Origin of the sequence: Lutibacter sp. (genome assembly GCF_046055765.1) — a bacterium.
In the GTDB taxonomy this organism is placed as follows: domain Bacteria; phylum Bacteroidota; class Bacteroidia; order Flavobacteriales; family Flavobacteriaceae; genus Lutibacter.
Genome location: NZ_JASFZF010000136.1, coordinates 1 through 12732, shown reverse-complemented (window position 1 = coordinate 12732; position 12732 = coordinate 1). Strand labels below are relative to the sequence as shown.

Below are 12732 nucleotides of genomic sequence, written 5' to 3'. Positions count from 1 at the left end.
TCCATCTGAATTTACCACTTCTCCTGCTGGAGTACCTGAACATAAATCTAAACTGTTTTGAACACCATCGCCATCATCATCTAATTGTCCGTTGGAACAACCATTAGCATCAACAACTTCACCTGTTGGTGTATTTGGACATAAATCGTCTGCATCTAAAACGCCATCGCCATCTGTATCTATATTATCTTCTTCAGAAGTGAAAATACCAGAAAATAATCCCCTTCCATAAGTTGAAGCTAGAACTGTGTTGTCTGATGTTCTTAAATCAAAACTTGTTACTTGAACATCTTTCATGCCATTTTGGGATTGAACCCAATTAGGATTTGTATCATTAAAATTAGAAGTCCCCCAAACCCCTAAATCAGTTCCTAATATTACTTGATTAGAATTAAGAGGATTCATTAAAATTGCTTTAACTGGTAGGTCTGGTAAATTTCCTTCTTTATTTTGCCAAGTTGTTCCTCCATCTTCTGTAAAGAAAACATTTGTAACACCATAGTTATGAAAAGTAACCATAATATCATTTTCAGTAGTTCCTAATTCAATACATGAAATACTCCCATAAAACAAATCTCCAGTAATATCAATCCAAGTTGGAGTCGTTAAATTTGCATTTGTTAATTTTAAAAGTTTACCATTCTCTGTACCAACAAATAAGGTTGTAGTTGTAAATGTAGATGGTTTAAAAGCTGTTGGAGAAGCATTTAACAACGAATTTGTTAAAGAAGTGCTTGTAGCTGCAGTCCAACCTAATTTATACCTAATAATTTTACTTGATCCTGAAGCATATAAAATATTATTATCACTATCTAAAGCTGCTGGATTAATAAAATCTCCATCATTATCATTCGCTGCTATTTCATAAACATAATCACCTGTATCATAGTTTAAATAATAATAATTATTATAAACGTACGACGATATTAAAAAGTCATTGTCTTTATCAATAAACGTATAAGCTCCATCTCCACCTGAAACTTCTATTGATCCATTCACTCCTGTCGCTGCATTATTAATGAACTGTGAACCATTATCTTGAGCTCCTGCTAATAATTTTTCAGATGAAATATCTGCTCCTATTGCTCCTTTATAAAATTGAAGCGTGTTATAATTATTATTTCTTGCTGAAATAGCCGTTATTGTAGTTAGTGCATCTGATAAGCTATTTCCAAAATAAACACCTCCGTCATTACCGAAAACTGCTTGATTAGCGTCTGCTGGGTTAAATACCATTACATGCTGATCTGCATGAACTGAAGGTATATTTAAACCTCCTAAATTGTTATTATTTGACCATTTTGATATTTGTCCCCAACTCGTACCTCCATCGGTAGATCTAAATAAGTCAATTCCACCAACGTACAAAATATCATCATTAGTTGGATCAACTTCAATCATTAAATCATAAAAGGCTTGACTTCTTGTAAAATCTTCTTCGGGAATACCCGTATCGGCATCATTTGGAAGTGAAACTACATCAACAACACCAAATGAGTCGGATGTTTTTGCCATATATACAGGAGTTACGTCACTACTTAACTCAGCTAAAACATAAACAACACCCGCATTTAATTTTGAGACAGCTATTTGAGTTCTGTCTCCATCTGTTATTGCATGTTTAACGGTAAATGTAGAGCCATCTGTTGAAGAAAGTATGGTTCCTCCTCCTTCTCCATAAATTACATTTTTAGTAGTTGATACCCAAATAGTATTATCAAATCCAATTTCTATATCATTTGGAACATAAGTACTACCTCCTGAAGTAAGTGGTAAGTTAACTACAGACCAACTTGCTCCATCGTTTGAAGATTTATAAAGCCCGTATTGTTCAACACCTAATAACGATGAAGGTGTTGAATTTGAATAAAAAGATTCTCCAACTGCAACATAAACCTCACTAATTCCTCCACCAATATCTCTAACTTTTACATCATTAATATGTTGAATCCCTGGTGTAACAAAATTTCCTGAGAAAGGTGAATCCGTCATTTCAATAGAAATATTCACTCCTGTAGTTAATTGTTGTTTTATTAAATCTCCATCAGCTTTTGAAATCATTAATGAAGGAATTGTAATTGTTCCATCTTCAGTACCACCTAAAGAAATTGGTGGACCTGCAGCATTATTTATTACTAAAACTGCAATAGCTCCTGCATCTTGAGCATTTAGTACTTTAGATACAAATGTACAACTCCCTCTATCTATAACAGCTATATTACCGCTAATCTCTGAATTATTAGTAAGGGGTTTACACGCTTCAGTAGGTAATGCTGTACTATCATCTGCTAAAACTAAATTCCCTGTTAATGTTGTTATACTTGGACCAAAAGCTGCAGAAGTTGCCTGATAATCACCTGCAATTATAGTTGGTGAATTTACAGTAACTTTTAAGTTTGATTGAAATGTTGTTTCACCTGTTATTCCTCCAAATATTTTTGACCAATTAACACCGCCATCTGTAGATTGCCATAATCCATTTCCATTTACATCACCTCCAACATAAGACTCTCCAGTTCCTGCATAAAAAATATTTTTGTTATTTGGATCATAGGTAATAACACTAATAGCTAAATTTTGAGGTATATCAACTAAAGACCATGTAGAATTTTCATTAGTAATATCATTATTCACCCATATACCCCCGCTAACACCTCCTGCAAAAACTCGTTTATTTGTGATATCGTTTGGATCAAACATGATAGCTCTTGTTCTTCCTCCAACATTATTTGGACCTCTTTCTTCCCAGCTATTATCCATAGCAGAACCTGGGTTTTTATTTGCAACACCTTTCAACTTTAAAGACTCTTGTAAAGCAAATAATCTTTCTGGTTGTGGTTTTCCTGTTGCAGGATCCATTGTAAGTTCCCATTGTCTCTCAAAATATTTATTTGGAGGAATTCCTAACGATTTTCTTTCTTTTTTTGAAAGTTTTAAGGTTTCTTTAAATGGGCTATTAGCTAAAAAGTTTTCATGTTGTTTTCTTAACTTGGCTATTCCAACACTTGTTATTTCATCAGTACTATTTGTGCTTAAATAAGTAATAGTAACTACTGAAATTAGCATTAAAATTAATAGGAGTTTTTTTTTCATTACCAATTGTAAATTTAAATTATTATTGTTCAGCTTTTATTTTTTTATAAAGTTGTAGCGCAAAACCATCGGTTAAACTAGCAACATATCTACACGTATTTAACGTCCTCACATATAGAGACTTATTATTTTCAGCTAAATTCTCTGGTAGCAAATGTAAAATTAATTTATCATAATTTGTTAAACAATTATTGAAATTATTATGAACTGCCGTTAAAAAAACATTTAAAAGCTTTGCAATTACTGTATAACCTGCAAGTTCTTTTTCAACTACTTCTCTACTTTTGTAAATTTTTTCAACACTTATTTTAATAATATCATTTATTTGGGCTTCATATTTGCATTTTTCTAATAATGAGTAAGGATACTCTCCTTTTAGAATTGCTTGTTCATTTTCTAAAAAAACAGCAACCGCTTCATTTATTAAGTTTCCAATTGCTAATGCTCTTAAATAACTTAAACGATCCTTTTTATATTTTAATTGATGGTATTTTTTAGAATTAATGGTGTCTTTTACCAACTTTATTAAATATTCTAAGGCAAATTCTTCTTCAATTAAACCTAAATTAATTCCGTCTTCAAAATCTATAATCGTATAGCAAATATCATCAGCTGCTTCAACTAAATACGCTAGCGGATGCCTTTTGTATGCAACATTCCCATTTTCCCCGCTTGAAATTAACCCTAATTCTTTAGCAACATCAGTAAAAAAAGGGATTTCGGATTGAAATATTCCAAATTTCTTATCTGCTATTTGGTTTGTTGGTTTCTTTGGTAACGATTCTTTTGGGTATTTTATAAAAGCTCCTAATGTTGCATAAGATAAACGTAAACCTCCTTCAACTCCTTCCTTATTTTCTGATAAAATTTTAAAACCGTTGGCATTTCCTTCAAAATCTATTAAATCTTGCCATTGTTTAGGTGTAAGTTTGTCTTTGTATATTTGCCCTTTACCATTTTTAAAGTATTCTCCTATAGCTTTTTCACCGTTATGCCCAAAAGGAGGATTCCCAATATCATGTGCCAATGCAGCAGTAGCAACAATTGCTCCAAAATCATTTATTTTAAAGCCTTCTTGCCTTAGGTTTGTATGATTTCTTAAAACTTGTTCACCAACAATTCTACCTAATGAACGAGCAACCACACTCACTTCTAAACTATGTGTTAATCTTGTATGTACAAAATCTGTTTTTGAAAGCGGAACAACTTGTGTTTTATCCTGTAAGCTTCTAAATGAATCAGAAAAAATAATACGATCATAATCTACCTCAAAACCTAACCTTGTTTCGTCCTGATTAATTCGTAATCTCTTTTCTGTATCTCCAAATCTTTTTAGGGACAATAATTGACTCCAATTCATAATTGTTTTTAATTATATTGTGCAATATACTTAATTCTTTATTATATAAATAGTCGTTATAATTTTAATAAACTTAACATTAAAATTATACAAAATTAAACCTTGCGTAACTTTTAGTTAACATTAACAATGTTTATTTGTTCTAGTTTTTAAATAGTCGTTTCTATGAAGGTTTGTTGGTTTTTAACAATTGTATTATCATGTGTATTTGCTCATAGTCAATCTTTTGAAGTTGAGTCATTCTTTACTGAAACTAATACAAATGGTAAAATTGAAGGTGTTGTATTTGATAATGAAGCTTATAATAATCCTTTATTGCTGGCAGATGTTACCATTAAAAACTATAACTTAGCAACTACTACCAATTTAGATGGTTCTTTTGATTTTAACATTAAACCAGGAAACTATACTTTAGTATTTAGCTTTATTGGTTACAAAACTATTGAAGTTAAAAATATAATAGTTACTTCAAATAAAACAACTACAACTATTCAAAATTTAGCTGCTGAAGATATTTCTTTTGATATTTCTTCCTTAAATTAAGCTTAGAATTTCTCACTATATTTTGTTATTTGCTAACATTAAATTAACGTTTTTATCAACATTTTATAACTAGTAAAAAACTTTTTTCCTAAACTATTTCGATTCCTTTGCGGCAAGAAATAATTTAAGAAATGAAGAATTTTTTTATATTAATAATTGTATTAATTAACTCAATAGCTTTTAGTCAAACAAGAGGTACCATTCAAGGAACTGTTTTTGATAAAGAAGTAGGAAATGAACCTTTGCCATTTGCCAACGTATTTATAAAAGGAACTACTACAGGAACCACCACCGAATTTGAAGGAACTTACTCCATAAAGGTAACACACGGAACTTATACCTTAGTTTTTAGTTTTATAGGTTACAAAACTATTGAAGTGCCTAACGTAATTGTAAAAGACGGTGAAACTATTACAATAAACAAAACATTAAGCGCTAGTGAAGGTGTTTCGTTAAGTGAAATTCGAATTTCAGGAAGTACCAAAAAAGAATCTGAAAGTGCTCTTTTAACTGAGCAAAAAAAAGCAACAATAATTAAAGAAAGTATTGGCGCTGAAAGATTAGCTAAAATTGGTGTTTCTAATGCTGCAGCAGCAACCTCAAAAATATCAGGTGTCACCAAAAATGAAGGATCTGGCGACATTTATATTAGAGGTTTAGGAGATCGATATTTAACAACAACAATGAACGGTTTGCCAATCCCATCAGATAATGTTGAAAAGAAAAATATAGATTTAAAATTATTTTCTTCAAATATTATTCAAAATATAAGTATCAGTAAAACTTATGCTACAGATAATTATGCAGATCAAACATCGGGGAATGTTAATATTACTTCAAAAGAATATAATGGGAGCAAATATTCAATCGATATTAGTGGTGGTACAAATACAAATGTTATTAAAAGTGAAGTTTATGATAATTTTAAAGCTACACAAAATTTAAACGATTTAAACTTTGGAATTTATACAAATCGATATGCTACTATTGATGCTATAACTTTACAAAGTTGGAATACTGAAACTAAAAGTACCCCTGTAAACTTTAGAATTTCTTTATCTGCTGGTAAAAAAATTCAATTATTCGGTAAAGATTTATCAATTTTTGTAAATGCTTCACATGGGAATTCCTTTAATCATCAAATAGGAATTTACAAGCAATATAGATCTAATATTTTGAACAATTATTTTACTGATGCCGAGACTTTTACTTCAAACTATAACGCAACTGGCTTATTTAATGTAAAATATAAATTAAACGAAAATCATAAAATAAGTTATAATAGTTTATTTGTAAATAAAACTATTGATTATTTGTACGAACAAGGTAGAAATGGTGAAGGTTATGTTTTTGATCAAAATCCTGCTGAAGATGGTGCTTTTGTTAGAGATCAAAACCTAAAGCAAACACGTATGTTTGTAAATCAATTTATAGGAACTCATTCCATTTCTGAAACAAACAACCTAAATTGGGCTGTTGGTTATAATTATGTAATTGCTAGAGAACCAAATCGTATAAGAAATGAGGTTAATATTTTAGATGAAAACACCGTTCAATTTGCGCATGTAGGAGATTTTCAACAACGGAAATCAAATCAAAAAATTAAAGATACTGAACTAAACGGTTATCTAAAAGATCAAATCACGTTTAATAAAAATGGAAATAATCCTTTTAAAATAAATTTTGGTGCTAACTTTCGTCAAAAAGAAAGAAGTTTTAACTCCTTATTTATTGGGGTTAGAGCAAAAGGTTTTCAAGTAACTTCTATAGATAATTTATCTTCAGCCTTTATTAAAACAAATTTTGATAATGGATCTTTAATTTTAAGAGAAAGAACACCTGATGTTTACGAAGCTAAACTTGATGTATACGCAGGATTTACCAATGTAGATTTTGAATTTAATAAACTATCAGGAAATGTTGGTGCTAGATATGAAAATAACGAAATGTATATTATTTGGGATGTAGGAAATTATGTTGGTAGAACAGGCACTTTAACAAATAGCTACACTAAATTATTACCTAGTTTAAATTTAAAATACGAAATTAACGAAAGAAACTTCATACGATTTGCAGGAAGTAAAACAATTACACTTCCAGAATTTAAAGAATTAGCACCTTTTGAATACGTTTCTCCAACGGGTCGTGTAACCAAAGGAAACCCAGACTTGAAGGAATCTACAAATTATAATTTAGATATTAAATGGGAGTTATTTCCATCCTCTAAAGAGCTAATTTCTTTTACCAGTTTTTATAAAAAAATTGAAAACCCAATAAACTTATCTCAAACAAGAGGTTCTTCAGGAAATTTTTCTTACAATAATACCGGTGAAAAAGCCGATGTTCTTGGGTTAGAATTTGAAACAAGACTTACCTTAATTGATACAGAAAACAGTAATTTAAATCTAAATTTTAACGCAACAAAAATGTGGTTCAATCAAGATTTATTAGAAGAATTTCAATATAACAACAAAACGGAATCAGATTTACAAGGAGCATCAGATTTTATTTTAAACACCGCTTTAAGTTATAAAAACAATAAAGAAAATGAATTTGTAGCAACATTAGCGGGAAATTACTCTTCAGATAAAATTTATGCGCTTGGTGCACCCGAAGATTTTACAAATAGTGCCGTGTTGTATAACGATGAAATTATAGAAAAAGGATTTATAACATTTGATTTAGTTTTGAGCAAAAAAATAAATAATAATTTATCCTTAAAACTAACAGGAAAAAACTTGCTAGACCCTGCAATTGAGCAATCACAAAAAGTTAAAAGTTTATCTACTCAAATTGAAAAAACTAAAATTATAAGTGCTTACAAAAAGGGTGTAAATTTAAGTTTGGGTATTAAATATACATTCTAAAAACATATTAAAATAACTTTAAAAAGTTAGTTAATAATTTTTTAACATTTCTAATAAAACTAAAAATTGATAATAAAAACTTAACATTTACTTAAAAGCTTTATGTTCAAAAAAAAAGTTATTTGTACATAATTTATATCTAAATAAACAAAGAATAAAAATGAAAAAAACAAATTTTAAATTAATAGGAATAATAGTAATTTTTGCTTTATTATCTTTAGTTAGTTGTGATGATACGGAAACAAACCAAATTATTATTGAAACTAATGAAGTTATTGAAAACTTAAAAGTTGGAATTTTAAATGGTCAACTTGAAGAAAACTTTACGTTAAATCCTGCTACTAGTTATGAGTTAACTGGTTCTTTTATTGTCACTGAAGGGGTTACAATTACAATTCCGGCAGGGACTCAAATTGAAGCCGATAATGGTGGTACAGATGTTTACATTGCTATATTAAAAGGTGGAAAAATTAACATTAATGGCACAGATAATAACCCTGTAGTTATGTCTTCTTTTAACGGTAATCCTGGAGATTGGGGAGGATTAACTATTTGTGGAAATGCAACTACTACTGCTGGAGTTAATGCTGAAGCTGAAGTTGGCGGTTTTATTTATGGAGGTACTGATGATACTGATAGTTCAGGTACAATCAAAAACTTAGTAATAATAGGCACTGGAGCACAAATTAATGCTGAATCTCAATACAATGGTATTTCATTATACGCGGTAGGCTCTGAAACAATTTTAGAAAATATTGCAGTTATAAATGGATCTGATGATGGTGTAGAATTTTTTGGTGGAACTGCATCTGTAACTAATATTTATTTAGAAAACAATGAAGATGATGCTATTGACTGGACTGAAGGTTGGAATGGAACTATTACAAATACATACATTTCACATACAATATCTGGGTTTTCAACCGCTTTTGAAGGAGATAAAGTAAACAACAACCCTCATTTTGTAAATGTAACTGCAATTTCTACTGTTGGAGGAATTGCTTTACAATTCAAAAAAGAGTCTGGAGCTACAATAACTAACTTATTTTTAAGTGGTTATGATACAAATATTGACATGAAAGACGGTGGAGCTTTATCTAATGTTAAAATTGATGGAGCAGATGCTTCAACAACTAATGCCTATAATAGCGGCACACAGGTAGATATTTCTACTTGGACTTGGAGACAAGTTGGTTTATAGAACTAATTTTAAATAAAAAAAGCTTCCAAGTTGGAAGCTTTTTTTTATTAAGAAATATATTAATTGGTCAAACTAATTCACTACCAAAGCTTTTTCTTCAACATTGATAATTTTATTTTCTTTATACGTAACTATATTTATTTTATCATTCTTAAAATAAGTCCAAACACCATCTTTTTTTCCGTCTTTATAATTAGCAATAACGGTTTTATTTCCTTCCATATCATAATTAATCCATGAGCCATGTAACTTCCCTTCTTTATTAAAAAAACCTTCACGCTCAACAACTGAATTATTGTCTACAAAATAATAAGTAGCTCTTACCATGTTATCATCCACTTTTTTATAATCTACTTTCTGTTCTTGTGAAAATACTGTTATACAAAACAGCATAATAATTATATTTATTAACGCTTTCATTTCTATCTCTAGGTTTAATTAATACTCAACATTTAATTATAATATAAAAGTATACGTTTTACCTTCAAAAAACCTTTTGTTAACGTTAAGTTTACATTAAGTTTTTTTAAATAAAAGCTATTAAGTTGGTTTTTAGCGTTTTATATGTTTTTTGATTTAATGATAATAACTTGTTTTTTAAAAATATAATTTACTTAACATTAACTTTACATTGAAACATCAAAGATTGTAGAAATGTTATTTGCTATTTTTTATGTAAATTCTTAATAAAAAAAAGCCTTCCAAATTGGAAGGCTTTTTAAAACTAGAATAATACTGTGTAATTATCTATTCCTTTCATTCTCTAATATATAAAACTCTTGGTATAATTGTAATAAACTCATTAAAGCAGTAATAAGATCTTTTGTTTCTAATAAAATCCCAAAGTATAATGTAGTGTTTTTGGGACTAGTTTCGTCTGTTCTAATTCTAGAAATTTGTTTATCTATAGATTCCGATACATGATTTACTAACTCTTGTTTTTCATCAATTATTAAAGATAAGTTCGTAAAAGTTTTTTCATTAAAATCACTTTCAATTTCATTAAACAATATTGTTAATTTTTCATTTATTAACCTTAAATCATTTATTTGTGGCTTTTTTAAATTTTTATGATTATTATTTACATGTTTAAAACTAGCTTTTGAAATAAAACTAATGCTTTGCGCAATATCTTGTAAATAACTTAACACTAAAATATAAAATCGACTAGCAGCAGCTACGGATTCCTCATCAAGAGATTTTATAAAATAAAAAACTTCATCTTTTAATTCTTCAACTTCCTGATTTAATTTACTAACGTGTTTATCTGTTTTTTTAAGTTTATTCAAATCGTGAACTGATAAATTATTTACAACATTTGTATATAATTTATGAACTCTTCTAACAACAGCAGCGATATGCTCAGAACTTTCATTGATAACACCTCTAACAGTAATAATTTCTTCACGGCTAATTTTCTTTTCAATTTTGGCTTCTTTTTGCTTTTTATTATAACGTAAATAATTTCTACCAATTAATAAGAAAACTAAAATCAATAACATAGATACTGCGGCAATTCCACCTAAATTGATAAGATACAATGCAATAGCAGCAGCTGTAAAAGCAATAATTGCTGTTCCAAACCAACCAGCAACCACATTTAATACACCAGCAACTCTATAAACAGCACTTTCTCTTCCCCAAGCCCTATCTGCAAAAGAGGTACCCATAGCAACCATAAAAGTAACATAGGTTGTAGATAATGGTAATTTAAGCGATGTTGCAATTGAAATAAGAATTCCTGCAACTACTAAATTAACAGATGCTCTTACTTTATCAAATGCTGGCATCTCGAATTTTTTAGATTTCGAGAGGGAAATTACAGGAACTTGAAATCTTGAATCAATCCAATTTCTTGTTTTTTCTGGAAGGATAAATACAAAAATCTTATTTATTGCAATAGCTCCTCTAACTGTAACTCTAGAAACATCTGTTGGTTGAAATTTTTCGGCTCCATCACCTTGTCTTGATAAATCAACTCCTGTTTTAATTACTTCACGCGCTTTTTTCGAAAACCAAATCGTTAGCACCATTATAACTCCAGCTAATACTAAAAATATAGTATTTGAAGGTACTTTACCTGCCAAACTTCCCATTGAAAATTCTGAAGCTAATTGCCCAGAAGCATGCCAAACTTCATAAGCATTCCAACCTGCGATTGGAACCCCTATAAAATTCACTAAATCATTACCTGCAAAAGCCATGGCTAATGAAAAAGTACCAACTCCTACAATTACTTTTAAGATATCTGTTTTAAAAAATTGGATAAAAATTCCTGATATTACTGTCCATCCAATAAAACTCAAAATCATAATTTGAGTTAAATTCCCTTCAATAACATGTTTTATATCTCCATAAAAAGGAGTTCCTTTTAAACCTTTTACAATAATAAAATAGGTTATTGATGACAAAGCAAAACCTCCAAATAAAGCATTTACATATCCTTTTTTATGTTCTAAATTAAATGAATAGATTAATCTAGAAATAAATTGCACCAATGCTCCAATAGAAAATGCAACAACTACTGATAGCAAAATACCTAATATAATAATGGTTGCTTTTTCGTAATTAATATATTTCCAAATTGCTGAAACAGTTTCGTTGTCATTCATTGAAATTTTGATAAATGCCATAGCAACTGCAGCTCCCAATAATTCAAATACAATTGAAACTGTTGTTGAAGTAGGCATACCAAGGGTATTAAATACATCTAACAATAAGATATCTGTAATCATTACCGCTAAAAAAATATAAATAATTTCGTTAAAATAAAATTCCCCCGGAACAAAGATTCCTTTTCTTGCAACCTCCATCATTCCACTTGATGTTAGAGCTCCAAATGCGACACCTAAACTTGCAATGATTAAAATATTTTTAATTGAAATAACTTTTGATCCAAAAGCTGAATTTAAAAAGTTAACGGCGTCATTACTAACACCTACAATAAGGTCTATTATAGCTAAAACAGCTAAAGCAACCACCATTAAAATGTAAATATCTCCCATTATTTATTTTATGAAATTACGTTACAAAAGTACCTTCAAAATTTAATCTTAACATTAAGTTAATGTTAACAATAACTAAAAAATACTATTTTGTATTTTAATAAATATGTTAAAACTAAAATACAACTAATTATGAGATAAAAAAAAGCCTCAAATTTTTTAATTTGAGGCTTTGCTATTGGGTTGATTATTTAATCGTTTAATAACCTTATTTAAATATAGTTCTTTTGAACGAATATTAAGAAATTCAAATGTCACAAAAAATACATTTGATAACTCATTCAAAAAAAAATCTTATTCACAAGATATTAACAATTATATTTCTTACTATGAACCACACATTTCACAATCATCTGGATTATTCTGTGATGCGATAAGCATCTCTTTTAATTCTTCAGGAGTTAATGGTTTTTCTTCTTCTTTTTTACCTTTTGAAACCGTAAACTGAATGGCATTCACAGCACTTTTTGTACGTAAATAATACATGCCTGTTTTTAATCCGCTTTTCCAAGCATAAAAGTGCATGGATGTTAATTTAGAGTAATTTGCATCCTGCATAAATAAATTTAAAGATTGTGATTGATCCACAAAATAACCTCTTTGACGAGACATATCTATAATATCCTTCATACTTAATTCCCAAACGGTTTTATACAACTCTTT

7 protein-coding genes and 1 pseudogene are annotated in these 12732 nt (G+C 29.3%); 3 read left to right on the top strand and 5 right to left on the bottom strand.

Going from position 1 to position 12732, the window contains the following annotated elements; translation table 11 throughout:
- Positions 1-3093, bottom strand: a 3093-nt coding sequence (locus tag QM495_RS12565; protein WP_408672462.1) for a PA domain-containing protein, incomplete at its 3' end; no start/stop codon positions are given.
- Positions 3094-3115: 22 nt separating this feature from the next.
- Positions 3116-4453, bottom strand: a complete 1338-nt coding sequence (locus QM495_RS12560; protein ID WP_408672461.1) for a deoxyguanosinetriphosphate triphosphohydrolase — start codon at positions 4451-4453, stop codon at positions 3116-3118.
- Positions 4454-4618: 165 nt separating this feature from the next.
- On the opposite strand from QM495_RS12560, the gene QM495_RS12555 reads away from it, so the two are divergent.
- From QM495_RS12555 to QM495_RS12545, 3 genes are all read left to right on the top strand, one after another.
- The gene (locus QM495_RS12555) at positions 4619-4996 is read left to right on the top strand and encodes a carboxypeptidase-like regulatory domain-containing protein (RefSeq protein WP_408672460.1); all 378 of its coding nucleotides are present in this window, start codon (positions 4619-4621) and stop codon (positions 4994-4996) included.
- Positions 4997-5127: 131 nt separating this feature from the next.
- A complete protein-coding gene (locus QM495_RS12550) occupies positions 5128-7863 on the top strand; it encodes a TonB-dependent receptor domain-containing protein (RefSeq protein WP_408672459.1) in 2736 nt (911 codons plus the stop codon).
- Positions 7864-8023: 160 nt separating this feature from the next.
- Entirely contained in the window at positions 8024-9064 is a 1041-nt protein-coding gene (locus QM495_RS12545) for a hypothetical protein (RefSeq protein WP_408672458.1), read from the top strand.
- Between the two features lie 72 nt (positions 9065-9136).
- Here the strand turns inward: QM495_RS12545 and QM495_RS12540 are convergent, their stop codons facing one another.
- From QM495_RS12540 to QM495_RS12530, 3 genes and pseudogenes are all read right to left on the bottom strand, one after another.
- Complete coding sequence (locus tag QM495_RS12540; protein WP_408672457.1) at positions 9137-9484, bottom strand: membrane-binding protein; 348 nt, start codon at positions 9482-9484, stop codon at positions 9137-9139.
- A 323-nt stretch (positions 9485-9807) separates the two neighbouring features.
- Positions 9808-12069, bottom strand: a complete 2262-nt coding sequence (locus tag QM495_RS12535) for an inorganic phosphate transporter (RefSeq protein WP_408672456.1) — start codon at positions 12067-12069, stop codon at positions 9808-9810.
- Positions 12070-12396: 327 nt separating this feature from the next.
- Positions 12397-12732, bottom strand: a pseudogene (locus QM495_RS12530) (ribonucleoside-diphosphate reductase subunit alpha); the annotation flags it as partial.